The organism is Candidatus Merdisoma sp. JLR.KK006, from assembly GCF_036941035.1.
Taxonomy (GTDB): Bacteria; Bacillota; Clostridia; order Lachnospirales; family Lachnospiraceae; genus Laedolimicola.
Map to the genome: position 1 here is coordinate 1 of NZ_JAYMNS010000035.1, position 23,029 is coordinate 23,029.

The window sequence follows — 23,029 nt, forward strand, 5'->3', positions numbered from 1 at the left end:
TACTAGATCCCGATCAGTCAATTCCGATTTTATGCTCTTCCATATTGATCACAAAAATGAGCTGACAGTTGACTGCATCCACAGGACCAAAGCCACAATAAAAAGTGGGTACATAACACTTGTCTGATTAAAAATTCCCGTACTGAACGGAATTGGATTGATTCCGAATGCAAAACAATATGAAAAGTGGGAAATTACAGCAAAATCCCCATTCGCAGCATATACCTTTTTACATTATGCATGTAATAATACCCCTCACACACGAAAAACCACATAATCGGGGCTGTTAAACGCCCGACAATATGTAACGCCATTGCTCCCGGTTCCGTTGGAAAACCGAGATAAATCAAATCACATACATGGTCTATCGTCATGGTAATAATTGCAATCAGTTTTAAATGATTTGCATTCAATCGCAGCTGCAGTTTCATATTGCCCCCCCTGCCAATCTCTCGCAGTATTCTTTCAAATCATCCAACATTGGAACATTTATTACTTTGAACAAGTCCGTATCCTTATTTACATAGCCATTGTAAAGGATAGTCCCTCTTCCTTAACCATTCGCTTAAAATTTGTAATATCTGCCGTAAATGTCACGCAAAAAGCAGGCTCAACGCTGTTTCGAAAAACCGCACAGTGCATTGCCCTTTCCCATGTTTTTTCATCTATTATCTGATATGAATCGGCCATCTATTTATCCCTCCAAACTCTCATCTTACACGCTTCGCAGCTCCCCCATAAATTAGAATTGAACAAAATCGCTGCGCGATGGCCTGCCAAGGTTGTGGCATAGCGATTTTTTGTTTTCTGCAAAAAGCAGTGGGAAGCAAGTCCTAAAAGTAGTATTGTTAAGTCACCACAACAAAACAATCAAACAGGATCGGCCTTCCCACTGCCTATGTAAAGAATACCATCCTTCCGCTTAATTGGCAAGCGGTTTTATGACCCAAATGCACCTATTTCAAACCAATATTGTTCTTTATCTATTTTTAATAACAAATACTTTATGTAACTGCACTCCCATTATCAATTGCCTACATTTCCAGTATCAACAATTCTGTTCGTCAAGTCTAACGGAATATCATTTAGAATTACAAAATAACTCAGGAAGCCCCCTGCACTGTGCTCCATCCAATAATTAAAATAGGCAACCGGCATCATACTCACAGAGACAAGTATAAAATAGACTCCCGTCTGCTTCACAAGATTCCATTCCTCCGCTTCCCATATGACAGACCCCACCCCGAAGCCCGCACCCAGGATTCCACAGAGCACTGCCTGAAAAATAACGGCTTTGATTTCATTTCCCATGATGTTGACAAGCTTTGGCTCGGTATACGCACTGTCTATCTTAATTTCAACCTGCATGGGAGCTCCCTCCTTTGTGGTCTCATTATCGGAAAAATAAATGCTGCTTTCAACCGATTTCCAATAGTCGGTTGATTTTTAAATACAGGTGGCGATTCACGCTCATGCCAATCACTCTGCCGGCTCATACATCGTTTCATGGCTCCCAATCATTTTCTCCATCCAAATCATGTCATACCACCGGCCAAACTTATAACCGCACTTATGAAATTCTCCTACTTTGGCATAACCCATATGAGCATGAAACTCGGCACTGTTTTTTGTCAGGTACTCATCCGGCATTTCCGGATACCCGATACATGCATAGAGATTTAAGATTCCCATCCTGGCAAGCTTTTTCTCCAGCACCTCATACAGTCTTCTGCCAAGTCCCTGCTTTCTTTTATCCGCCGCCAGATAAATCGTCACCTCCGCCGACCAGTCATAAGCCGCCCGCCCCACAAACGGCCCTGCATAGGCATAGCCCAGAATCTCCCCATCACAAGCTGCCACAAGATAAGGATATCTCTGTAAAGTCCTTACAATTCTTCCCCTGAACTCATCTACCTTTGGCACCTCATATTCAAAGGAAATAGCCGTATGGATTACATAGTATCCGTAGATACTTAAAAGATCTTCTGCGTCATCCGGTGTTGCTGTTCTGATTTCAATGTTGGTCATAATCATCCCTCTTTCATTTATGGCAGCAGACAGGCGGCGGAGTGGGCGGACAGGCTGCCGCTGCCCGTCTGAACTGTTATCATCTGTGATTTTTTGATCAAAGTATACCAAAAAAAGACTTTCTTATCAATTTCCCACATTTTTTTCACACCCACTATCTTTTTCCCCTCCGGCACAGTTATAGTATATAGAAAGCGCTTTTCAAATGCACAAACCGGAAAGGAGGCATCCATGGGAATTACTGCTGACCTGGATTTTCTGCTTGTGGAGAAAATGCGTATGGGAAACGAAGAAGCCTTTGAAGCTTTTGTAACAAAATATTATCCCAAAATCCTGAAATACTGTCAGTCCCATACAGGCGACAGAGGCTATGCCGAGGATCTGACCCAGGAGACCTTTGTGCGTTTTTTCCGAACCCTGAACCGCTACCGGCATTACGGAAAGGCGGCCAATTACCTGTATACCATCGCTTCCCATGTGTGCCGGGATTATTACAGGCAGGTAAAAGAAATTCCCTTTGAGACATTGCCCGATGCTTCTGTCCGGCCCACGGAATCGCCGGAAGAACAAATCGCCGTAAAATATGCCTTAAGCAGTCTGCCCCCGGAATTAAAGGAAACCGCCATTCTCTATTTTGTACTAGAGCTTAAGCAGCGGGACATTGCCAGGATTCTGGGTATCGGCCTGCCATTGGTAAAATACCGGATTAAAAGAGCAAGGGAGCTGTTATCCGATTCTTTTAAAGACGATTTTTAAAGTCGTCCATGATGAGGGGCAGACCCTTTGGCCCCATAACTTCATTGGTTAGGGCTGCAAAAATTTCCCGCAATTCATAAAAAACATTCGAAATTATGTTCGAAAAGGAGGCAACTATATGAAACGATCCAAGCATAAAATCCAAACACATTTGGGTGCAAAAGGCACCGTTTCCTATGACAGGGAAAAACTTCAGGAAACCATAAAGGCGGCAAAACGGGCATTCTTAGAAAACGAAGCGGAAAGCTCTCTCTCCCGCCTGGAATTTCTCTGCCGGCAGAGCCGCTACATCCGCAAGCACTGGTGGGTGCTTCAGGGATGCATCCTGATCCTTTTATGGCTTCTTCTGAATCTTTCGGGAAGCAGCATTTTCTTTCAAAAATGCATGGGGGCTTTTGCTCCTCTCTTTGCCATACTGGTTCTGCCGGAGCTTTGGAAGAACCGCAATGCAAATGCAATGGAGATCGAATGCACCGCCTGTTTCTCCCTACGGCAAATCTATGGGGCAAGAATCTTTCTGTTTGCCCTGGTAGATCTGCTGCTCCTTGGCAGCTTTGCCCTGGCCGCCATTCTGGCAGGCAAGCTGTCGGCAGAAGAACTGATCATCCAGTTCTTTCTTCCCTATCTGGTAACCTGCTGTATCTGCTTTCGCACCTTGTACAGCCCCAGGATCACCTCGGAAGCCCTGGCCATCCTTTTATGCGTGGCCTTTAGTTTTCTGTGGATACAGTTCGTATTGACGGAAAACATCTACAGCATCATTTCCCTGCCCCTTTGGCTGACCATGACGGCAATCGCCGCATGCTACCTTGGATATTGCATCGGAAACGGACAAAAGAACTGTGTTACAATCTGGGAGGTAAAAGCACAATGGAATTAACATTAACCAATCTCACAAAAGAATTTAAGGACATCACCGCTGTCCATCACGTATCCTGTACCATGACCAGCGGTGTCTATGGACTTTTGGGTGTAAACGGTGCCGGTAAAACTACGCTGATGCGTATGATCTGCACCCTTTTAAAGCCTACCGGCGGAACCATCACCTGGGACGGCCGGGACATCTTCCAAATGGATCGTGAATACCGGCGGATCTTAGGTTATCTCCCCCAGGATTTCGGTTATTACCCGGACTTTACGGTATATGACTACCTGATGTATGTGGCATCTATCAAGGGTCTGCGGCCCATTGCCGCCAGGCATCGGACCAAAGTCCTGTTAAAAGAAGTAGGGATGGAGAAAAAGGCTCACACAAAAATGAAAAAGCTCTCCGGCGGTATGAAACGCCGGGTTGGAATCGCCCAGGCCATGCTTGGAGATCCGAAAATACTGATCTTAGATGAGCCAACTGCCGGATTGGACCCCAACGAGCGTATCCGCTTTCGCAATCTCATCAGCACTCTTTCGGAGGATCGCCTGGTACTCCTCTCCACCCACATCGTGCCGGATATTACCTACATTGCAAATGAAATTCTTCTGATGAAAGACGGAGCCATCAAGGACTTTGGCACCTCGGAGCAGCTTCTTTCCAAAATGCCGGAACAGGTCTGGACCCTGACAGTCCCGAAAAAGGCCATGGATTCTTATCTTAGAGATTATAAAGTAGCCAATGTAAAAACCGTGCCCGAGGGGGCCGAGCTTCGAATCCTGTCCTCCAAAAGGCCCTCAAAAGATGCTGTTTTGGAATCTGCGACTTTGGAGGATTTATTTCTGGCTTATTTTGGAGAATCGCCCTATGGACATACGAGGGTCGAGGAAAGTGCAGGTGAGCAGGATGATTAAATATGAACTGAAAAAGGTATTTCTAAGAACAGGCAGCAGGATTGCCCTACTTGTGCTCCTGCTTGTGACAGGCATTACCTGCTTTTTCGCCGCAAACATTTCTTATGTAAACGAAAACGGAGAATCAACATCGGGACCGGCTGCCATAGCCGCCCTGAAAAATGCACAAAAGGAATGGTCCGGCTTTCTGGATGAGGAAACCCTCCGGCAGGTCATTGCCGAAAACCGAAGAATCCGTACATCACCGGAAGCAATATCAGACAACGTAAGAGAAAGCAATATTGCCTACAGTTGGGGACAGGGCATTGGCGAAATCCGAAGCCTGCTGAACTGCTCTTTTTGTGCCTTTCGGGAATACGATTACTATCGTGCGGATTCTTTGACAGAGGATGAAGCTTCCTCTTTTTATGCAAATCGAATTTCATCTCTTAAGGATTGGCTGTCAGATGAGGCAAAGGATCAGTTCTCAGAAAAGGAAAAGGAATACTTAATAGGCCAATACGAAAGTCTTGAGACACCATTTTTCTGGGACTATATGGCCGGATGGCGGCAATTATTTGAATACGCACCTACTGTTGTAATGATTACCATGCTGGTTCTGGGATACCTGGTTGCCGGAATCTTTTCCAGCGAATTTTCCTGGAAGTCAGATGCCATCTTCTTTACTTCCTTTTACGGGCGGGATCGGGCAGTTTTTGCCAAAGTAAAAGCCGGTTTTCTTCTGGTAACCGCCGTGTATTTTACTGCCTTTCTTCTCTATACCGGAATGGTCTTGACGTATCTGGGAGCAGACGGCTTCAACTGTGCCATTCAGAGCAGCTGGGGTTCCTGGAAAAGCTTTTACAATATCACCAACTGGCAGGAATTTCTCCTGATTGCCCTGGGCGGATATATCGGATGCCTGTTCATCTCCTCCTTAAGTATGCTGGTGTCCGCAAAGACAAAATCTGCCGTGATTGCCGTCATGGTTCCCGTTGTATTGATTTTCATTCCCTCCTTTATCGGGAATATCAACAGTCCTCTTATTAATAAAATATTAGGGTTGCTGCCGGATCAATTACTGCAGGCGGGAGTGGCGTTAGATTATTTTAATCTGTACACAGTCGGAGGGCATGTGATTGGGGCGGTTCCCGTCATTCTGGTTCTTTATGCCGTTCTCACTGTGGTTCTTATGCCTGTGCTGTATCAGGAATACCGGCGTAAACAAATAAGCTAAAGCAAATGGTGTTATTCTTTTTTGCTTCCTTATTTTTAGCAATTCAGACGGCATCTTCTTGCATGACCTATTGTCATACAAAAAAATGCCGTCTAATGCGCTACTTTAATTTACATATATTTTCATAATTTTACAAAAAACAGTTGCCATAAAGATGGCATTATGTTAATCTTTAGTAGTGATGCTGCCTGATATCGGTAGGCGGTTGCCCTTTCTTTCGATTGGGGGGCCATGCCCTCCAATCGAAAGAAAGGGGGGATAGCATGGTTACATATGACGGGCTGTTTCAGTTTGGATTATTGATTGTTGCTATTGTTGGTCTTGTTTATAAGATCGCACATAAAAAATAACCGCCTGGCCTAACAAACTGAGCGGTTATTTTTACCAATCATTTTAGAGGGCAACCGTCTATTGTGGCAGCATCACCTCTGTCATTATAATAGCATTTTCTTTTTCTTGCGTCAATCATGAAAGAGGGTTTTCTCTAACTTTATGATTCCAGTTACAATTCACACCTATGTCAGATTTTATAAAGTTTTTAGTTCACAAGGTGCGAATTGTAACTGATTCCACACTATATAAAGATTTCACACTCTTTTCTTACGGAGCAGGCCTTTTTAATAGCCAGAGATGCCGCAGATACCAATGCACCGTTTACTTTTCTTGCATGATGGGGACATTGGGTTACACAGCGCATACAGGAAATGCACTTCTTACTGTCAGCCGACTTTATATTAGCAGGATTAATTGCCTTTACGGGACATTGTTTTGCACACAAGCCGCAGTTAATGCAGTCTTTGGCACCAGTCCGGCACCGCCCGACTTTTTGTAGGGCCGATTTCCCGGAATATGAATTTTTCCGGTATCCCGGGATGAATCCAGCTTTTCCTTTATCTGTCCGGCAAACGTTTCAAGCCGGGACAAATCTGCGGCATCCGGTCTTCCTGCCGCATACTGATGCATTATGGAATGCTCCGCCACGGCGGAAACAGTGGCAACTACATCAAATCCGCTTTCCCTGGCCGCATCCTCCATCTCTGCCAGTGTATCTTCATAGGCACGATTTCCATATACGCAGACTAATGTGCATTTTGCGGAATTCCCCTGAACCTTGTGAAGACGCTCCACTGCAACAGCAGGCACTCTCCCTCCATAAGAGGGCATTGCAATAAGGACTCTATCCTCCGCCTGAAAAACGTGCTGCGAGAAATCAGCCTCCCCGTCAGAAAGGTCTATGGTCTCCACGGCAGAATCCCAATGCTTCGTGATCCCATCGGCCACCTTTTTTGTACCACCCGTAGGACTAAAAATCAATTGAACATATCTCATATGTCTGCCTCCTATGTAATTTTTAAAATTATGTAACTGTTCAATACGTTCACAGTTACAATGCAAAATCCATTCAAAATCGCCTGCGGCGATGGAATTTTGCACTCCTGAATCATGCACATCAGCACCAAATGCTCCATTGCAATCCACTGCCTGATTTTTATAAATGAATACGGAGAAAGCAAACGGGTAACAAGTGAACTGCTGTCATTATCCACAGGCTGCAATCCGGTTACGATCCGCAATATTATGAGCGCTTTAAAAAAGGACGGAATTCTTTCCGTCAAATTTGGAACGGGCGGCACAACATTGTGCTGCCCGCTGGAGGAAATCAATTTGTATCGTATCTGTATGGCAGTAGAGCCGGACGCACTGGATAAACTGATTGGCACCCACATGGCTCCGTCACCCTTCTGCCCCGTGGGAAAAAATATCCATTCCGTGCTGGAAGCTCCCTATGGCAAAATCCGGGATGATTTAAAAATCAGCCTGGAATCCATTACTATGAAAGAAATTGTTGATGGATATCACAGTGCGGTTTCTACATAAATTCCCGCCATACAGACAAAAGGCTGCTGAGGGCTTTATCCAAAACAGGCTTAAGACCTTACCGGTTCATGCCCCGCTTCCGAAATCGCAACTACTGCCGCATCCGCAATATCCCTCTCATGAATCTGAGCTCCCTTTGCATCCGGAAACGGCGTCTTGGATACCCCCTCATATTGAATGCTCTCTTTCCAAAAGATCAGAGTATTTTTCATAAATTCTACCGGATAAAGCATTACTGTGGGAATACCGGAATTTTTAAGCTGCTTTTCAATTGGGTATATCGTCCTGTCCGTCCAATGCCTTTTTACAGGCTGCGGCTTTTGAAAGATCTCCTGCTTCCACCCTCACATTGTCGGGAAAATCTGCCCGTTCCCGGCTGCGTACCAGTACTGTAACCTCTGAATTTCCTTTCTCCAAAAGCTGATGGACTACCAGATTTCCAACTGTCCCTGTAACTCCGGTCACCAATACTTTCATTTTCTTCTCTTTCCGGTAAAGTGCATGGTAATCATCATCGCTTTCATAGTTCCTGATACTGTATCTCCATCCAGATGCCCGTCAACTTTAATATCCATCTTGCCCATTGGCGTTTTCATCCGCATACTGTGGTAAAAATGACTGCCATCTACGGTTCCATCAACAACCTCGGCAATCGCCCCCATTGCTGTTGCAGTCCCTTTTAATACAGTTCCATCTGTAACATAATCAAAACTGCCTTTATTTTCTTTTCCTGCGACCACAACTGTGATATCATATTTACCATCCAGCTTTACGATTTCCTGCTCTTTAAAATCAGGATGAGGGATCTTTTCTACATCAAATGTTTCATTTCGAAATTCTCCCTGATAATACGGGAACGGTGCAACTACTGCCCGAATCTCTTTTTTAGGGAATTCCTCAGCCCCCCATAAGACAGTCAGCTCTTTTCCTTCCTGTGCGTATTCCGTATCTATGACAGCCAGCGATATCATTCGTTTTTCATAATAGGCATAAGTCTTTCCAGATGCTACACCTATCTTCTTTCCTTCTGCCATAACATAATCTCCCCTGACAAACGCACCATAAGAACCATCCGAATTGGAAGTATGATCTTCTATCGGATCATAAATATCAACGTCCTGTCCACGGAACTGGGACATAAACACGTCGCCCACATCCTCCGCATTCCATTCCAAAGTAACAATCCGATGTTTTGGACTCTCTGCAATCTTTTCCAAGGCTTTTTTCCCAATAAAATCGTGATCAAAATTTACCAGAAAGCCCCATCCAACATCATAAGGAGTTAAATAAAAATTATTTTCGTCATCTGCCGCACTCCCTCTCAGCGGCATATTAATTGCTTTCCCCTGACAGAATTTTGCAAGACCCGGATCACCATTAAACAGTGGATAAATATAATGCTGCATCTGATTTGCATATCCGGCAGGAGTATGATTCACAATTCCGTAATTACGGATTCCCTGCGGTTTTCCTCCATATTCCTCCAAAACCGCACGGATACGCTTATATGCAGTTTCTGCATCCCTTGCCGCACCATGTACTTCGTATGCAAGTGCCCCTGACATGCCTAATCTATGAATAGTCATTTCCGTTCCACATATCTGAACCTTTTTGTTGTGTGCAAATTTCAAATCGTGCAAATCACAGCCAGTAGCTTTTTCCATAATCTCCAAAGATTTGGGACCATCAATCTGGTAAAAATATTCGTCCTCAATATATTTTCCGGCCACATCCAAATCGCTTGTTTCCACATAGTACTGCAATACCGGCGCCAGAAAATAACAGCGATAATGATTTTCCTCTATGCGAATCACAACCCCGTCTGCCATCATTTGTCCTTTTTCATTACAGATTACAGCATGTCTGGAAGCACCCTCTCTCAGCTTTGCAAAGTCACGGTTGACACACACATAGTTCATCAATGTGTTTACATCTTTTCCCCACACATCATATGCCGGGCTAAAATTCAGATTAACGCCAAGCCATGCACTCTCCCTGCCTGCCATATATTCACTGCGAGGGCCGGAATATTCAAAGGGAAGCCACCCTCCCAAAAAATTAATTACATTATAGACTCCCTCAAACATAGCACTGGTTTCAATATTAAAATGCATTATTTTCCTCCTTTTTTAAGTTGCTGCGCAACAGCACTAAAGGGTAAAGTCACTTCAACGCACACCTACGAGAGAAACTTTCATTTAAAAGTGCACTCATGAAAGTTCCTGTCGTGCGCTTTCGCAACTTTACCGTCCAGCAGAAAATATTTCTGTCAAACACTTGACATTTTTTAGCCGGACTTTACCAAATGTGGGATTGATTCAATATCGTATTTTTCATTTCTGGGCAAATCCAATGACGGGAACGGGGCCACAGTTGCACGCACTTTCTTAATTGGAAATTTATCCCGATCTCCCCAAATGATATATACCTCATTTCCGGGTCTATCATATTCCGCATCCAGACAAGTCAGAGAGATATGCTTCCTCTGATACAACGTGTAAGTTCGGAAAGAAGTCACTCCAATTACTTTTCCATCCTTATCCTCCACTCTCAACTGGAAGTTTGCGTATTTATTATCTCTCGGCCAGTCAAGAAACATATAAGGAGTCCCCTCTCTCATATAAGATGCCATAATATCCAATACATCCTCACTGTTCCAGCTTAAAGTGACGGCATGGCGGTAATTGCTTTTTGCAATCTTCTGCAGAGCCTCTTTTCCTACAAAGTCATGGTCAAAATGCACCATCTTGCCCCAGCCGATTTCATAAGGATTGCGGTAATAATCCTGCAGGCAGCCGCCTAAGGTTCCCTCCATATCGCACACGTCATTGGCCGCATCCCATATTTCTTTATACCCCGGATGCTCCGGAATGATATTCTGGCGATACCACTTATAAAAGTCCTCATCCTCACGATAAGCATTGTAAAAATGTCCAAAGGACTGGGGAAAACCATTTTCCGTGTGCTGGCAAAAATATGACCAGTAAAACTCTCCGAGCCTGCGGATGCCAAATGGCTGTCCCGCTTTCCAGATTGCCTCATATACATCCGTACCCATGTCCACCGTACCATGCACCTCATAGGCCAGGGTGCCTGCCATGCCAAGCCGAAGCACACGCACACGATGTCCGGCAATCGTTGCATAACGGAAGCAGCAGAATTTCAAATCATGAAAATCCTCCTGCGTTGCGGCTTCAATCGTTTCAAGAGATCTGGGCCCGCCAATCTGAAATACAAAATCGTTAAATTTCGGGAATGCAGGCTCAATATTATATTTTCCGGACATTGCATAATACATAGTAATCTGCTCACACCCATAGGTGGCAAATTCATCCTCCGCCAGCCGCAGGCAGACGCCGTGTCCCATAACATGACCGAATTTGTTCACGAAAATCACATGGCGGGCTCTTCCCACTTTCATATTAGAATAATCTGCTACCGTAGTCTCCGTCAAAAGCCTTTCCGCATCCGGTCCTTTCAAATGCAGCCAAGTCCCCCGCATGCTCAAACCTGTATGCAGATAACAGCTCTCCTTCCATGACATAGTTTCATCCAGCCAGCCCGTATACTCCCTTGGAATCATCATGTTGCCCATGCGTCCATAAAATATCACGCTTGGGTCCTCCGGTAAGTAGGGCGGAAGCGTGAACTCCCTTGAGGGTCCCATTGAAAACTTAAACTCCTTTGCCATTTGTAAAAATACCTCCTTTTTTATTTTTATATAACAGAACAGAGCCCGCTGCTGCCTGTCTGAACCGTTATATATTTTATAAGTTCTCTGTATCACAACTGCCGTTTTACTTGCACAATATTCCGGAAAATGATATAATCAAATTTGTTTATAACCAAAATTTGGAGGACAATACCATGCCTGAATATGAAAACGGAAAACAAACACGCCAGCATATCCTTGATGCCGCAAGAAGCCTGTTCTGGTCAAAGGGATATAACCAGACGAGATTTGAAGATTTTCGCAGCCAATATGGAATCAATACCGGACTGGTTCACTACCATTTCAAAAAGAAAGAGCTCCTTGCAAAGGAAATTTATTCTTCCATTATTGACGAGACAAATGAGCTCATCTCTTCCGTAGTGGATAAGGAACAGCCGCTGCTTCATTTTGTTATGCTCTTTCACATCATGTGGAAATATTTTGGAGACAGCCCGGCATATGCCCGCTTTGTAAAAGAAGTGATCCATATTCGTATCCATAGTGAAGCTGTCTTTATCCCATGCCTGACCTCCTGCTATTCCCTGAATGACCATTACCGTCTCGGCCTTACGGAGCTGGATTGTAAAATTCGTGATTTGGCTTTGATCGGCAGTCAGGTGGAGCTTATTAATGCATTTTTATCTGGGACCCTTCCCCTCAGTACGGAGGAGTGCTCCTATCAGGATGTTACCAATGCCCTCCATCTTTTGAACATTCCGGATAAAGAGATTCTTGCTTCCGTCAACCAATCCGGCACTCTTTTAGCGGAACACTGCTTTGTGATGAAAGATAATTTTCAGCAAGCTATTATCTAAAATCAAGTCTTGTTTTATAATCGAAATTTTGTTATGCATAATTTTATACATAACCAATTTTGTATATATATAATAATATGCAATAACAAATTTGTCAATACCTTTAGCAATGAACAAATGTAAAACAAAGAAATAAGGGTATCGCTTAATCTTATAATTCGATGATTTTACGACACCCTCTATAACTTACATAGCCTCCATAGACTGGTGCCTGTCAGAGCTTAATGTTTTTATTTGTCAAGCATTAAAAATTTGAAATTCAACACTTCTATCTGTTTGGCGTTATGCAGGCTCACATCAATCACTCCCAAAACATCATCTGCTAATAGTGCATAAAATGAATTTCCAATACAAGCGTTTATCGTGAACCGGCACTTGCCTAAAGGTCCTTTGGAAATTCCCAATAAGAATTTTAAGTCGATTACGGTAAGAATCTGTTCTTTATAATTTGTGACGCCTAAAATAAAGTTCGGAGCTTTCGGCATCCCGACTATCTTATGAGGCTGCGAAACATTGCAAACATTATCAACCGAAATTGCATAATCACTTCACCACAGAACCGTCAAAAACCGCCTCCGCAACTTCCCCCGGCAGTTCCTCCCCCTGCGCCAGATCTATCACCCTGGTCTCCCCACCATCAAAGGAATAGGCAAACAGCAGGACTTCAAAAGCAGGGCTGTCCGCATAAGCGTAAACCCCGCACTTAATCAAATCCACATCACTGAACGTCTCAATATCCATTTCTAAAATCTTAGGTTTTCCGGCAGCCATCCAAAACTCTCCCTTCTCTTAATCCTTGATACTGTAGAGTCTGAAACCCCATATGCCTGCGCAATACTCTTTCCGCTCTCCCCGTTTTGGAGCCTTTCCCGTATTTCACACACCTGCTCCATCGTAACCTTCCCCCTTCCGATTTTTCTATCTTGGAAATAACAATCAATGCTGTTTTCAGAATGAGTACCATATCTCAAATTTTCAATACGGTTATCTTTCTTATTGCCATTGGCATGAAGTACTTCCATCCCTTCCGGCGGCATCCCCATAAAAGCCATAGCCACCAGTTGGTGGACTGGCCGCCCTCTATTCTTTCTGTCTAGTTTTACAAAAAGATAGCCCGCTGAATGATTACCAGGACTTAAAATACGCTCCCGTATTCTCCGTTGAAATCCATTCCCCAGCTTGCTTACCACATGAATCTCCCTGGCAAGGCTTTTTATCCTCCCTTTACTGCTTGCCTGATATTTCCCTTCCAATCCAGGAATGTCATTCCAGATTTCTTTCATGTTCCACTTCCTTCATAACGGGCGGCAGTCTCCCGCCGCCCTGATACATCTACCCAAGGAAATCTTCCTCTTCGTCCACTTCCACCGCGTCAAAATCTTCCTCCGCGCTCGTCCTCCCGCCCAGGGATTCCCCGTCACGCAGCTTCTGGATATTCCCAAGCCCCACAGCAATCCCCTTATTGCCATTGGTAGAAAATCCGTAAAAATTCACGCTGATCCGCCCATAGCACCCGGAATACACCTCCGACTGATCAAGGATCGGCTGCACGTTCTTATCCACCACCTGCGGCGCCTGCTTGCTGTTGGCATTAAAGAAATAGCTGTCCGCATAAGCCTCATCCTCCGGACGGTCAATATCCCCGTCCCGCAGGGGCAGCTTCAAATTCGCCGGGACCTTCCCGCCCCACTTGGAAACCGAATCCTTCTTTGCCTGCTCAATGGCCCTCTTAATCTTCCCAATGGTCTCCGTGTCCGACTTCGGGATAATCGCCGACACCGAATACTTCGGGTCCCCGTCGTTCACCGCGTTGGGCTCCCAGCAGTGCAGATAGGAAAATCTGCACGGTACGATCACTTTTGTCAGGTTCATATTCTCATTGCTCATCTTATTCTTCCTCCTTAAAATCCGCCTCTGCGGTTGCTGCCATTACTTCCTGTCTCTTGTCCGACTCCGGAACCAGCGTGATCTTGCCCTGCGGCTTATACACCAGCTTCCCAAGAACCTCCGCAAACTTCTTCTTTCCAAGCAGCTTCTCCATCTCCGTAATCCCGATCAGCGACTTCTTATAGATATCTGTGTACCCGGCAGCCACAGCCGCCTCCGCCGCCTCTTCCTCGTCCGTATACTTCCGGCAGGTCCTGCCCTCCACCAGCTTGAAGCCGTTCCACTTCTTCCCTCTGGTCACAGCCTCGTCCTGGGCATAGGCATACACGTCCGCAGACCACCTGGCAAGCTCGTCCGCTACCTTCAAGACCTCCGCAATCTCGTCATCCGTCAGAAGCGCCGGCGCCTTAAACTCCATCTGCGCCAGCCTCAGATATTCCTCTGCCCTGGCCCTGCAGGTATCCTTCGCCTTGCAGAACCGGCACCAGGAACCGCTCCGGAACTCGCCCTCACCGCTGATGGCAAGCGCCGCCTTCGGCTTCAATTCCTTCTCCACCCACTCCATCAGGTCAGATACGGAAATCTCCCAGGTACTCACCGATTCCAGCCTTGGCTGATAAATCGTCATACGCACCGTATCAATATCATAGATAGCCCCGAACAGTTCCAGCGCCCCCAGGCCATACAGCATCATCTGCGGGTTCCGCTCCGCCTCCACGGCTACTCCCTTCCCGTACTTCAAGTCCACCACCGTCAGCACCCGGTCCGCCACGATCAGCAGGTCCCCCGTGCCGAACCCCTCCGGCACATAGGCCGAATAATCCAGCCGCTGCTCGATCAGCACCACCGGGTCCTTACACTCCTGTCTGGCAAGCTCCACCTGCTCCATGGCATAGGACACATACCCGTCCGTGCATTCCTCCATCTCGTCACACTGGTAATCCGACACCGGACGCTTAGAACGCCGTTTCAGGCTCCGTTTCAGCTTATGCTCCGCAAGGGCATGGGCGGCAGTCCCTTCCTCCGCATACACGCTGTTCCCCGTCTCTTCCGCAAACTGCTCTTCCAGCCGCGCGGACGGCGTACAGTTCAGCCACCTCCTGGAACAAGACGCCGACAATAACGCATGTCTCCCCATATCAAAGCACCTTCGCTTCCTTCAAAAGCGCCGGGTAATGCTCCGGGCTCACCGCAGACAGCTTCACCGCACCGTACTTCTGCAACAATTCTTTAATCTCCTGTGATTTCCCCTCCTGGGTCTTCTGCGCCATCACCGCCCGCACGTCCTCAATGGCGACAGCCTTCTCCTTTTTAATATCCGCCGCCTTCTTATCCTCTTTCCCGGACTTCTGCCCTTTCCCGGCATCCGAAGCGCCAGCCGCCCCAGAATCCGCTTCCGCATTCCCATCCGTATCCACGGCTCCTGCGCTCTCCGGCACAGCCGCATCCTTCTCCGCCATATCAGCAGCACCATTCCACACCATACCGGCAAGCCCTCTCAGCCCGTCCGCCACCATGGAAAACCCGTCCGCAATCTTCAACAATTCATTTCCCATCTTCACAATCCCTCCATATCTTCCAAACGCTCTATCAGTTCCTCGGAATACATAGCGCACACCAGCAGCTCCTTCCCGATCTCCGGATGGCTGAAATACTGCGCCTTCTCCCCGTACATCTTCTGTACCTCTGCCTCCATCTGCCTGCGCCGCTCGCCCCTCTCAAAGCCGAAGACCCAGATACCGTCCGCCTTCTCCATCAGCCGGGAGACCAGGAGACCCTCCACCGCGCTCCCAAGCTCATCCTTGAAAATGCCATGGAAACATAAAAACGGACTCACCGGAATCTTCCCCTTATGGGCCGCATACCGGCAGTATTCCTCCACCCTCTGCCGGTCCAGTTCCTCACTCCCCGTCAGATGCGTCAGCACCAGCACCAGCTCCATGCCCGCTCCCTCCTTCCACGCTTTCCGGCTCCACGAACCGCACCTCAATCCCATGCTCCACGGCAAAGGCGATCTCCGAAGCCATCCCTTCCGTGGCCTCCCCGAACACCCACACCCCGTCACAGCAAAGGAGCAGCTCCAGCCCCATGGCAAGTCCCGCCTGCCGCTCCGCCTCGATTCCCTCGTTCAGAAACTGCGGGAACAGCAGATGCGGCGCAACAGGCAGGACCCCTTTTTCCCAGGCCGTCCGGCAGTACCCGGCCGCCTTCCTCGCATTCCCCTCCATGTCCCCACGGAAAGGGCTGCAGATAAACACCGCTTTACATGAGTTAAAGACAGTGTTTCGGGGAAGTGCCATAATCGGCACATTCCCCATGCCTATTTAATCAATTTTTCCTACAAAACGATAGTAAATCTCAATGTCCCTCACTGTCCTACCGTTCCCGTCTTTCCATGACTGGTGGACTACGATTTTCTCAATCAGTTCATTCAAGAGCGGGGCGGTAAGCTCGTCAATGGCACTGTATTTCTGGATTAAGTCAATCCAGCGTTTTGCATCGTCCGTTTCCTCTTTCGTTTCTTCAAGCCTTGCAGAGATGGTCTTGACCGTTTCATCAAGCTGTTGCTGCTCCGTGCGGTATTTGACGGAGAGCATGGAATAATTTTCTTCGTCAAGAAGCCCTTTTACCCTGTCCTCGTACATCTTCGCAAAAAGGCTGTTCAGCTCCTGCCTGCGTTTCTGTGCCTTTTTCAGCTCTTTTTCGGCACGGGCATTCTCGGACTGCCGCTGTTTCTCGCTGCCTTGCAGCAGCCGTTCCAGAATGGCGTCCTCATTCTCTTTTACCGCCATCAGCCAGTATTGTAACCTTCCGAGAACAAACGCATACAAAATCTTGTAAGGCGTGTAATGGAGCGTGCAGAAGTTCCTGCCATACGCCGCATACTGGGTACAGCGGTAAAAACGCCCCTTGTCCTTTGTGTTTGCCGAGCCGAGCGTCCATCCGCATTCCCCGCACCTTATAAGCCCTGCGAATATCTGCGGCTCATCGTCTTTACGGCTCCGTCGCCTTGAATTTACATGCGTCTGCACCAAATCCCACAAATCCTGCGTGACAATCGGCTCATGCGTATTTTCCACCACGAACCACTCATCCTCGCTATGCTTGATATTCTTTTTGGATTTATAGGACATCTTTGTCAGCTTGTAATGGACGGTATGCCCAAGGTATATCTGGTTGGCGAGGATATTGCTGACGGTCTGTATGCACCAGCGGTATTTTACTTCTTCAGGCTTCCCCTCAAACATGGACGCCTTATACCCGTTCCGTTTATAAAGCCACCATGTTGGGACTGGCACTTTATCTTTGGCGAGGGCGTGGCAGATTTTCTTTGCCCCATACCCATGTGCCGCAAGCTCAAAAATACGCTCCACAATCCACTTCGTTTCCTCATCAATAATGAGCCTGTTCTTTTCCGTCGGATGCAGCTTATACCCTAAAGGCGTGACTGGGGCGATGTATTCCCCATTTTTAAACTTGGCTTTCATCGCATTTTTTACCTTGCGGCTCGTTTCCTTTGCCTGCCATTCGTTGACGATATTCTTGAATGGGGCGATGTCGTTGTCCTCCCTTATCGTGTCAACGCCGTCATGGATTGCGATGTACCTTACGCCCTTGCTCGGAAAATAAAGCTCCGTGTACTGCCCCGTGAGGATATAGTTCCTGCCAAGCCTTGACAAATCCTTTGTGACAACGCAGTTGATTTTCCCGTCCTCTATGTCCTCAATCATGCGTTTGAAGCTTGGTCTTTCAAAAGCTGACGTTAGATAACGATACTTTTGAAAACACTGGAAAATCAAGGTTTTTCGAGCGACGGACAAGCAGGGTATTGTACTAAAAACTGAATACGACGCAGAAGCGGCGTTTCTTACTCTCTACATGGGAGAACAGGAACGCCGCTTTTTTCATGCCCTTTGTTACGCAGTAGGGGCAGAAAAAGCCTTGCTACAAGCGGTTTTGCGGGTGTGTATCTGGCGCGGCAAGGGATTTATACCTTATTCCCCGAAACCGCGCTTCTACTGCGTAACAAATCCAAAGCAAAGGAGCTATGAACTATGGCAGTTTTCAGAGTGGAACGGAACAAGGGCTACACCGTAATGAGCAACCACCACCTACGCAACAAGGAGCTTTCCCTAAAGGCAAAGGGGCTGTTGTCGCAAATGCTGTCACTCCCCGAAGATTGGGACTACACCTTGAAAGGCTTATCCCTTATCAACCGGGAGAAGATAGACGCTATCCGCGAAGCCATTAAGGAGCTTGAACGCGCCGGGTATATCGTCCGTTCAAGGGAGCGCGACGAGAAAGGATGCTTGCGGGGCGCGGACTATGTGATATTCGAGCAGCCGCAGCCGCCTACGCCGGATTTACCTACATTGGAAAATCCAACATTGGATAATCCAACGCAGGAAAAACCAACATTGGAAAAACCTACGTTGGAAAATCCAACGCAATTAAATAAAGATATACAAAGAACTGACTTACCAAAAAAAGAAAAAATAATTACTGATGAACAAAGTACCCATTCCATTCCTATCCTTTCCCCTACCCCCTCTCCTTGCAGAGAAGCGGCTACGCCGCCGGAACGGAAAGGAACGGAAGCGACAGCACAGAGCGCAGTTGATATATACCGGGAAATCATCAAGGACAATATCGACTACCACATTCTCAAACAGGACATGAAGTTTGACAGTGACAGGCTTGACGAGATTGTAGACCTCATGCTTGAAACCGTATGCACCGCCAGAAAGCGGGTACGGATTGCAGGGGACGACTACCCGGCAGAGCTTGTGAAATCTAAGTTTATGAAACTGGACGGCGAGCATATCCGCTTTGTGCTTGACTGTATGCGGGAGAACACAACGAAAATCCGCAACATCAAGCAATATCTGAAAGTAGCCCTTTTCAACGCCCCGTCCACTATCGGCAATTATTACACTTCCCTTGTCGCCCATGACATGGCAAGCGGCGCACTGTCACCGAAGAAGCCGCAGTACGGCGACCCGGACTATTATTCATGCAACGAGGGCGAAAGCCTGTAACCACCCACAACCACAAAAGGAGGATTTTATTATGGCACAGAAAATGACAGGAGCATTGGTATTTGACGAGCGCACCGACCGTTACGACATCCGCTTTGACTTAAACAGCTACTACGGGGGCTTGCATTGCGGCGAGTGCTTTGACGTATTCGTGCGGGGCAAGTGGAAGCCGACCCGGATTGAGTACGGCGACAACTGGTATCTTGTGGGTATCAGAGCCGAGGACTTGAACGGGCTGCGGGTGCGTATCTGACCGCCGCCCCATAAAGAAAAGCGAAAGGAGGACGCGAGAAATTGCAGGACGAAGTAAACGAAAAGACCATAGCCCTTTACATCAAGACCGGGAAGCTGACCGCCCAGACGCTCCAAAAGGCAATGAAAGCCATACTGTCAAAGGGAAAAAAGCAGCTTTCCAAACCGCCACAGGGCAAGCAGAGCTTAAAGCAGCTTATGAAGCAGAACGCGGGCGTTTCCAACATTGAGATTACCGAGGGCAATATCAAAGCCTTTGAGAGTACGGCGAAAAAGTACGGTATCGACTTTGCGCTGAAAAAGGACGCGACGGAAAGCCCGCCCCGCTATCTGGTTTTCTTCAAGGGGCGGGACGCGGACGTGCTGACCGCAGCCTTTAAGGAATTTTCCGCAAAAAAGCTGACACAGGAGAAAAAGCCCTCAATCCGAAAGCTGCTCTCTACCCTCAAAGAAGCTGCACAGGGCAGAAACGCGGAACGGGCAAAGGTCAAGAACAAAGACAGGGAGGTATCGCTATGAAGCCGGAAATCAAGAAGCTGCTTATCCTAAATCTCCCGTATCTGCTCTTTGTCTGGCTCTTTGATAAAGTGGGCGCGGCTGTCCGGCTCTCCCCCGGCGCGGACGCAAGCGCAAAGCTGCTACATCTTGGGGACGGTTTTACCGCCGCCTTTTCCAGTATCGCGCCGAGCTTCCACCCGGCAGACTTAGCTTTAGGCATTGCGGGGGCGGTCATTGTCCGGCTGATTATCTACACCAAAGGCAAGAACGCGAAGAAATACCGCCGCGGAACAGAGTACGGTTCGGCGCGTTGGGGGACAGCCGACGACATAAAGCCGTACACCGACCCGGTATTTGAGAACAATATCCCCCTAACGCAGACGGAACGGCTCACCATGAACAGCCGCCCGAAGCAGCCGAAATACGCAAGAAACAAAAATATCCTTGTAATCGGCGGTTCCGGCAGCGGCAAGACCCGGTTCTTTGTGAAACCGTCGCTCATGCAATGTACGTCAAAGGATTTTCCAACGTCGTATATCGTCACTGACCCAAAAGGAACACTGATTTTGGAAACCGGGAAAATGTTACAGCGGTACAAATACCGTATCAAAGTGTTAAATACGATTAACTTCAAAAAATCCATGAAATACAATCCCTTTGCCTATCTGCGGAGCGAAAAGGACATTTTGAAGTTAGTCAATACCATTATCGCCAACACCAAAGGCGACGGGGAAAAATCCGGCGAGGATTTCTGGGTGAAAGCGGAAAAGCTCTACTACACCGCGCTAATCGGCTATATCTGGTATGAAGCCCCGGAGGACGAGAAGAACTTCACGACGCTGCTTGAAATGATAAATGCGTCGGAAGCCCGCGAGGACGACGAGGACTTCCAGAACCCGGTTGACCTCATGTTTGAACGTCTGGAAGAAAAAGACCCGGAACATTTTGCAGTCAAGCAGTACAAAAAATACAAACTTGCGGCGGGCAAGACCGCAAAAAGCATACTTATCTCATGCGGCGCGAGGTTAGCCCCATTCGACATTAAGGAGCTGCGGGAGCTTATGGAAACCGACGAAATGGAGCTTGACACCATAGGCGACAGAAAGACCGCCCTTTTCGTGATTATCAGCGACACCGACGATACTTTTAACTTTGTCGTGAGTATTCTCTACACACAGCTATTCAACCTTTTATGCGACAAGGCAGATGATGAATACGGCGGGCGGCTTCCCGTCCATGTAAGGTGCTTACTTGATGAATTTGCGAATATCGGGCAGATACCAAAGTTTGAAAAGCTCATTGCAACGATACGGAGCCGGGAAATATCCGCGTCAATCATCTTGCAGAGCCAGTCACAGCTAAAAGCAATCTACAAGGACAACGCCGATACCATAGTCGGCAACTGCGACACCACCCTTTTCTTGGGCGGCAAGGAAAAAACGACGCTCAAAGAAATATCGGAGATTTTAGGCAAGGAAACGATAGACAGCTTCAACACTTCCGAAACAAGGGGACGGGAGCTTTCGCATGGGCTGAACTATCAGAAATTGGGAAAGCAGCTTATGACGGAAGATGAAATCGCAGTCATGGACGGGGGAAATGTATCTTGCAGCTACGCGGAGTGCGCCCGTTCTTTTCGGACAAATTCGACATAACGAAGCACCCGAAATATAAGTACCTGTCCGACGCAGACCCAAAGAACGCCTTTGACATGGAAAAGCACCTTAAACGCCGCCCCGCCATTGTCAAGCCCGACGAGGTTTTTGACTATTACGAGATTGACGCAGCAGACTTACAGGAGGACGCAGACCATGAGGAAACGTAGCGCAGAGGAAAAACAAAAGCAGCTTGAACGGTTTTTAATGAATGTTGCGGAAGCCGCCGACGCTGCATTATGGGAGTATTGGCGGGAAAAGGAAGCGGAACACCGCTGTTTTGCAACGGAGTATGTCACGCGCCGGGGGCTTATCCCGCAACAGTGACAGCATGGCAGACCGCCGGGGGACAGGGGAAGCTACACTTCCCCTACGCTGCCTTGCGGCAGCTACCCCTTTGTGAACTTGCGGGAAGCGAACACCTTGCTATGCAAGCTATTCACTTCCCGCAAGTCTGAATAATACCCGTCCGGCAGCACAGCGGGACACCGAAAGGAGGAATGGAAGCAATCACATATATCAATATCGGCTACATGATACGCGCCCCTACTTTCCGGCGCAGTACACAGCGGCAGGAGCCGCACCCCTTACAACTGAATACCGCCGCGCCGCAGAACTTACGCAGCGCGGGGACAGCCGCCTTTACCAGAGGGCGGTTTTTTTGTGCGGCGGCATACGCTGACCGCCTTTTGTCCGCTTGCCGGACAGCCGCAGACGCGGCAGAAAGGATATATTTATGGCATTTTTCAATAGCGCAGTAGACGTTTTGCAGACCCTTGTTGTAGCACTTGGAGCCGGGCTTGGTATCTGGGGCGTGATTAACCTTATGGAGGGCTACGGCAACGACAATCGTGCGACACGTTCGTAACTGAAAAGGTTACGCACTAAGTCGAAAGGCTAAATAGCCTGAAATCTTAGGAGAACTGACAATCCGATGGGTGGAATGATAGGGTAACGCCTTGAAACGCCCACACTGATACTCCGATTGGCGGCGGTATGCAACTGCCTAACCGTCAAAAGCTCGGTGAAGTCGGCAGAGAGTGACCGTAAGCGGGATTTTTTTTACCGCACGAAACCTGTCCAGAGGTGGACGGCGTCACCTATATGCCGGGTGTCGGATACTCATGGTGAGAATGTATGAAAATACTGGCGTACTTCCGAATGTACGGGTCTAAACGTTTGGATTTGTCGAAAGGCATTTCCCCATTAAATTGGGGTGTCCGTGGATTAGTAAGATTGGTTGTTATGAACGTCCACATACCGTTACAGGCGGTAAGATTCTTTGAATTGGACACAGGCTTAGAGGAAGCGCCTAAAAGTATTCAATGATAGGATTGTTGGAACGTGGTAAACCGGGACGTGAATGATAAGGCTGTTGCAGGCTGATGTCACGCTGATAAGGAAAAGCGAAAACCAGCAGGGAATGCTGGTATATCAGTTATGATATTCCACTATCGCTATAACTTATCTTAATTCTGGCGAAAGTGGTGGCACAGTACCTATGAAGCGGG

General features: G+C 47.5%; 28 protein-coding genes and 3 pseudogenes. 12 read left to right on the plus strand and 19 right to left on the minus strand.

Annotated elements, in window-relative coordinates; translation table 11 throughout:
• Positions 1–194: 194 nt before the first annotated feature.
• From VSQ61_RS19440 to VSQ61_RS19455, 4 genes and pseudogenes are all read right to left on the minus strand, one after another.
• Positions 195–431, minus strand: coding sequence for a TraX family protein (locus VSQ61_RS19440; RefSeq protein WP_334346052.1), 237 nt, complete (start codon positions 429–431; stop codon positions 195–197).
• A 91-nt stretch (positions 432–522) separates the two neighbouring features.
• A pseudogene (locus VSQ61_RS19445) lies at positions 523–690 on the minus strand (CatA-like O-acetyltransferase); the annotation flags it as partial.
• Between the two features lie 336 nt (positions 691–1,026).
• A complete protein-coding gene (locus VSQ61_RS19450; RefSeq protein WP_334346053.1) occupies positions 1,027–1,368 on the minus strand; it encodes a DUF3021 domain-containing protein in 342 nt (113 codons plus the stop codon).
• Positions 1,369–1,479: 111 nt separating this feature from the next.
• Entirely contained in the window at positions 1,480–2,034 is a 555-nt protein-coding gene (locus tag VSQ61_RS19455; RefSeq protein ID WP_502877060.1) for a GNAT family N-acetyltransferase, read from the minus strand.
• Positions 2,035–2,259: 225 nt separating this feature from the next.
• On the opposite strand from VSQ61_RS19455, the gene VSQ61_RS19460 reads away from it, so the two are divergent.
• From VSQ61_RS19460 to VSQ61_RS19475, 4 genes are all read left to right on the plus strand, one after another.
• Positions 2,260–2,784 carry an RNA polymerase sigma factor gene (locus tag VSQ61_RS19460; protein WP_334346055.1) on the plus strand — a complete coding sequence of 175 codons (525 nt, stop codon included), beginning with the start codon at positions 2,260–2,262 and terminating at the stop codon, positions 2,782–2,784.
• Positions 2,785–2,902: 118 nt separating this feature from the next.
• Positions 2,903–3,664, plus strand: a complete 762-nt coding sequence (locus tag VSQ61_RS19465) for a hypothetical protein (protein WP_334346056.1) — start codon at positions 2,903–2,905, stop codon at positions 3,662–3,664.
• Positions 3,655–4,566, plus strand: a complete 912-nt coding sequence (locus VSQ61_RS19470; protein WP_334346057.1) for an ABC transporter ATP-binding protein — start codon at positions 3,655–3,657, stop codon at positions 4,564–4,566. The genes VSQ61_RS19465 and VSQ61_RS19470 overlap by 10 nt, the downstream gene beginning before the upstream one ends.
• Entirely contained in the window at positions 4,559–5,782 is a 1,224-nt protein-coding gene (locus VSQ61_RS19475) for an ABC transporter permease (protein ID WP_334346058.1), read from the plus strand. Before VSQ61_RS19470 ends, VSQ61_RS19475 begins: the two co-directional genes overlap by 8 nt.
• A 574-nt stretch (positions 5,783–6,356) precedes the next feature.
• Here VSQ61_RS19475 and VSQ61_RS19480 read toward each other — a convergent pair.
• Positions 6,357–6,560, minus strand: coding sequence for a 4Fe-4S binding protein (locus tag VSQ61_RS19480; RefSeq protein WP_334346059.1), 204 nt, complete (start codon positions 6,558–6,560; stop codon positions 6,357–6,359).
• The gene (locus VSQ61_RS19485) at positions 6,536–7,111 is read right to left on the minus strand and encodes a flavodoxin family protein (RefSeq protein ID WP_334346060.1); all 576 of its coding nucleotides are present in this window, start codon (positions 7,109–7,111) and stop codon (positions 6,536–6,538) included. The genes VSQ61_RS19480 and VSQ61_RS19485 overlap by 25 nt, the downstream gene beginning before the upstream one ends.
• 114 nt (positions 7,112–7,225) lie before the next feature.
• On the opposite strand from VSQ61_RS19485, the gene VSQ61_RS19490 reads away from it, so the two are divergent.
• On the plus strand, positions 7,226–7,660 hold the full coding sequence (locus tag VSQ61_RS19490; protein ID WP_334346061.1) for an RrF2 family transcriptional regulator: 435 nt from the start codon (positions 7,226–7,228) through the stop codon (positions 7,658–7,660).
• Positions 7,661–7,710: 50 nt separating this feature from the next.
• Here the strand turns inward: VSQ61_RS19490 and VSQ61_RS19495 are convergent, their stop codons facing one another.
• The 4 genes from VSQ61_RS19495 to VSQ61_RS19510 all read right to left on the minus strand — a co-directional run bounded on the left by VSQ61_RS19495 (position 7,711) and on the right by VSQ61_RS19510 (position 11,351).
• Positions 7,711–7,872 (minus strand): hypothetical protein, encoded by a 162-nt coding sequence (locus VSQ61_RS19495; protein ID WP_334346062.1) that lies wholly within the window; start codon positions 7,870–7,872, stop codon positions 7,711–7,713.
• Between the two features lie 55 nt (positions 7,873–7,927).
• A complete protein-coding gene (locus VSQ61_RS19500; protein WP_334346063.1) occupies positions 7,928–8,137 on the minus strand; it encodes an NAD(P)H-binding protein in 210 nt (69 codons plus the stop codon).
• Positions 8,134–9,774: an aminomethyl transferase family protein gene (locus tag VSQ61_RS19505; protein WP_334346064.1), complete on the minus strand. Its 1,641-nt coding sequence runs from the start codon at positions 9,772–9,774 to the stop codon at positions 8,134–8,136. Before VSQ61_RS19505 ends, VSQ61_RS19500 begins: the two co-directional genes overlap by 4 nt.
• A gap of 173 nt (positions 9,775–9,947) precedes the next feature.
• Complete coding sequence (locus tag VSQ61_RS19510) at positions 9,948–11,351, minus strand: hypothetical protein (protein ID WP_334346065.1); 1,404 nt, start codon at positions 11,349–11,351, stop codon at positions 9,948–9,950.
• A 176-nt stretch (positions 11,352–11,527) separates the two neighbouring features.
• Between VSQ61_RS19510 and VSQ61_RS19515 the strand changes: the two genes are divergently transcribed.
• Complete coding sequence (locus VSQ61_RS19515) at positions 11,528–12,187, plus strand: TetR/AcrR family transcriptional regulator (protein WP_334346066.1); 660 nt, start codon at positions 11,528–11,530, stop codon at positions 12,185–12,187.
• Positions 12,188–12,417: 230 nt separating this feature from the next.
• Here VSQ61_RS19515 and VSQ61_RS22880 read toward each other — a convergent pair whose 3' ends face one another.
• From VSQ61_RS22880 to VSQ61_RS19555, 9 genes and pseudogenes are all read right to left on the minus strand, one after another.
• Positions 12,418–12,723, minus strand: a complete 306-nt coding sequence (locus tag VSQ61_RS22880; protein WP_350340334.1) for a chemotaxis protein CheW — start codon at positions 12,721–12,723, stop codon at positions 12,418–12,420.
• A gap of 10 nt (positions 12,724–12,733) precedes the next feature.
• Positions 12,734–12,958: pseudogene (locus tag VSQ61_RS19520) on the minus strand (hypothetical protein); the annotation flags it as partial.
• Positions 12,931–13,470: an NUMOD4 domain-containing protein gene (locus VSQ61_RS19525; protein ID WP_334346067.1), complete on the minus strand. Its 540-nt coding sequence runs from the start codon at positions 13,468–13,470 to the stop codon at positions 12,931–12,933. The pseudogene VSQ61_RS19520 and the gene VSQ61_RS19525, both read right to left, overlap by 28 nt.
• Positions 13,471–13,519: 49 nt before the next feature.
• Entirely contained in the window at positions 13,520–14,074 is a 555-nt protein-coding gene (locus VSQ61_RS19530) for a DUF2815 family protein (RefSeq protein WP_334346068.1), read from the minus strand.
• Position 14,075: 1 nt separating this feature from the next.
• The gene (locus VSQ61_RS19535) at positions 14,076–15,212 is read right to left on the minus strand and encodes a DUF2800 domain-containing protein (RefSeq protein WP_334346069.1); all 1,137 of its coding nucleotides are present in this window, start codon (positions 15,210–15,212) and stop codon (positions 14,076–14,078) included.
• Position 15,213: 1 nt separating this feature from the next.
• Positions 15,214–15,630, minus strand: a complete 417-nt coding sequence (locus VSQ61_RS19540) for a hypothetical protein (protein ID WP_334346070.1) — start codon at positions 15,628–15,630, stop codon at positions 15,214–15,216.
• A gap of 2 nt (positions 15,631–15,632) precedes the next feature.
• On the minus strand, positions 15,633–16,016 hold the full coding sequence (locus VSQ61_RS19545; protein WP_334346071.1) for a DUF7768 domain-containing protein: 384 nt from the start codon (positions 16,014–16,016) through the stop codon (positions 15,633–15,635).
• Positions 15,976–16,392: a DUF7768 domain-containing protein gene (locus VSQ61_RS19550; RefSeq protein ID WP_334346072.1), complete on the minus strand. Its 417-nt coding sequence runs from the start codon at positions 16,390–16,392 to the stop codon at positions 15,976–15,978. The genes VSQ61_RS19545 and VSQ61_RS19550 overlap by 41 nt, the downstream gene beginning before the upstream one ends.
• A 6-nt stretch (positions 16,393–16,398) precedes the next feature.
• Positions 16,399–17,895 (minus strand): DUF4368 domain-containing protein, encoded by a 1,497-nt coding sequence (locus VSQ61_RS19555; RefSeq protein ID WP_334346073.1) that lies wholly within the window; start codon positions 17,893–17,895, stop codon positions 16,399–16,401.
• 234 nt (positions 17,896–18,129) lie between these two features.
• On the opposite strand from VSQ61_RS19555, the gene VSQ61_RS19560 reads away from it, so the two are divergent.
• The 6 genes and pseudogenes from VSQ61_RS19560 to VSQ61_RS19585 all read left to right on the plus strand — a co-directional run bounded on the left by VSQ61_RS19560 (position 18,130) and on the right by VSQ61_RS19585 (position 22,386).
• Complete coding sequence (locus VSQ61_RS19560) at positions 18,130–19,113, plus strand: DUF6017 domain-containing protein (RefSeq protein WP_334346074.1); 984 nt, start codon at positions 18,130–18,132, stop codon at positions 19,111–19,113.
• 31 nt (positions 19,114–19,144) lie between these two features.
• Positions 19,145–19,366 (plus strand): DUF5348 domain-containing protein, encoded by a 222-nt coding sequence (locus VSQ61_RS19565; protein WP_002569164.1) that lies wholly within the window; start codon positions 19,145–19,147, stop codon positions 19,364–19,366.
• A 41-nt stretch (positions 19,367–19,407) separates the two neighbouring features.
• Positions 19,408–19,884 carry a PcfB family protein gene (locus VSQ61_RS19570; RefSeq protein ID WP_002586631.1) on the plus strand — a complete coding sequence of 159 codons (477 nt, stop codon included), beginning with the start codon at positions 19,408–19,410 and terminating at the stop codon, positions 19,882–19,884.
• Positions 19,881–21,688: pseudogene (locus tag VSQ61_RS19575) on the plus strand (VirD4-like conjugal transfer protein, CD1115 family). Before VSQ61_RS19570 ends, VSQ61_RS19575 begins: the two are co-directional and overlap by 4 nt.
• Entirely contained in the window at positions 21,675–21,845 is a 171-nt protein-coding gene (locus VSQ61_RS19580; RefSeq protein ID WP_016228395.1) for a hypothetical protein, read from the plus strand. The pseudogene VSQ61_RS19575 and the gene VSQ61_RS19580 overlap by 14 nt, the downstream one beginning before the upstream one ends.
• Before the next feature lie 409 nt (positions 21,846–22,254).
• Positions 22,255–22,386 (plus strand): Maff2 family mobile element protein, encoded by a 132-nt coding sequence (locus tag VSQ61_RS19585; RefSeq protein ID WP_034222532.1) that lies wholly within the window; start codon positions 22,255–22,257, stop codon positions 22,384–22,386.
• The last annotated feature ends 643 nt before the right edge of the window (positions 22,387–23,029 follow it).

Bases quoted from the DNA above. Each gene is read 5' to 3' on its own strand.
- VSQ61_RS19510 (WP_334346065.1), bottom strand. From the start codon at position 11,351: ATGGCAAAGGAGTTTAAGTTTTCAATGGGACCCTCAAGGGAGTTCACG.
- VSQ61_RS19455 (WP_502877060.1), bottom strand. From the start codon at position 2,034: ATGATTATGACCAACATTGAAATCAGAACAGCAACACCGGATGACGCA.
- VSQ61_RS19465 (WP_334346056.1), top strand. From the start codon at position 2,903: ATGAAACGATCCAAGCATAAAATCCAAACACATTTGGGTGCAAAAGGC.
- VSQ61_RS19440 (WP_334346052.1), bottom strand. From the start codon at position 431: ATGAAACTGCAGCTGCGATTGAATGCAAATCATTTAAAACTGATTGCA.
- VSQ61_RS19500 (WP_334346063.1), bottom strand. From the start codon at position 8,137: ATGAAAGTATTGGTGACCGGAGTTACAGGGACAGTTGGAAATCTGGTA.
- VSQ61_RS19525 (WP_334346067.1), bottom strand. From the start codon at position 13,470: ATGAAAGAAATCTGGAATGACATTCCTGGATTGGAAGGGAAATATCAG.
- VSQ61_RS19475 (WP_334346058.1), top strand. From the start codon at position 4,559: ATGATTAAATATGAACTGAAAAAGGTATTTCTAAGAACAGGCAGCAGG.
- VSQ61_RS19535 (WP_334346069.1), bottom strand. From the start codon at position 15,212: ATGGGGAGACATGCGTTATTGTCGGCGTCTTGTTCCAGGAGGTGGCTG.
- VSQ61_RS19585 (WP_034222532.1), top strand. From the start codon at position 22,255: ATGGCATTTTTCAATAGCGCAGTAGACGTTTTGCAGACCCTTGTTGTA.
- VSQ61_RS19460 (WP_334346055.1), top strand. From the start codon at position 2,260: ATGGGAATTACTGCTGACCTGGATTTTCTGCTTGTGGAGAAAATGCGT.
- VSQ61_RS19565 (WP_002569164.1), top strand. From the start codon at position 19,145: ATGGCACAGAAAATGACAGGAGCATTGGTATTTGACGAGCGCACCGAC.
- VSQ61_RS19530 (WP_334346068.1), bottom strand. From the start codon at position 14,074: ATGAGCAATGAGAATATGAACCTGACAAAAGTGATCGTACCGTGCAGA.
- VSQ61_RS19485 (WP_334346060.1), bottom strand. From the start codon at position 7,111: ATGAGATATGTTCAATTGATTTTTAGTCCTACGGGTGGTACAAAAAAG.
- VSQ61_RS19550 (WP_334346072.1), bottom strand. From the start codon at position 16,392: ATGGGGAATGTGCCGATTATGGCACTTCCCCGAAACACTGTCTTTAAC.
- VSQ61_RS19505 (WP_334346064.1), bottom strand. From the start codon at position 9,774: ATGCATTTTAATATTGAAACCAGTGCTATGTTTGAGGGAGTCTATAAT.
- VSQ61_RS19540 (WP_334346070.1), bottom strand. From the start codon at position 15,630: ATGGGAAATGAATTGTTGAAGATTGCGGACGGGTTTTCCATGGTGGCG.
- VSQ61_RS19490 (WP_334346061.1), top strand. From the start codon at position 7,226: ATGCACATCAGCACCAAATGCTCCATTGCAATCCACTGCCTGATTTTT.
- VSQ61_RS19515 (WP_334346066.1), top strand. From the start codon at position 11,528: ATGCCTGAATATGAAAACGGAAAACAAACACGCCAGCATATCCTTGAT.
- VSQ61_RS19450 (WP_334346053.1), bottom strand. From the start codon at position 1,368: ATGCAGGTTGAAATTAAGATAGACAGTGCGTATACCGAGCCAAAGCTT.
- VSQ61_RS19580 (WP_016228395.1), top strand. From the start codon at position 21,675: ATGAGGAAACGTAGCGCAGAGGAAAAACAAAAGCAGCTTGAACGGTTT.
- VSQ61_RS19545 (WP_334346071.1), bottom strand. From the start codon at position 16,016: ATGGAGCTGGTGCTGGTGCTGACGCATCTGACGGGGAGTGAGGAACTG.
- VSQ61_RS19560 (WP_334346074.1), top strand. From the start codon at position 18,130: ATGGCAGTTTTCAGAGTGGAACGGAACAAGGGCTACACCGTAATGAGC.
- VSQ61_RS19470 (WP_334346057.1), top strand. From the start codon at position 3,655: ATGGAATTAACATTAACCAATCTCACAAAAGAATTTAAGGACATCACC.
- VSQ61_RS19495 (WP_334346062.1), bottom strand. From the start codon at position 7,872: ATGAAAAATACTCTGATCTTTTGGAAAGAGAGCATTCAATATGAGGGG.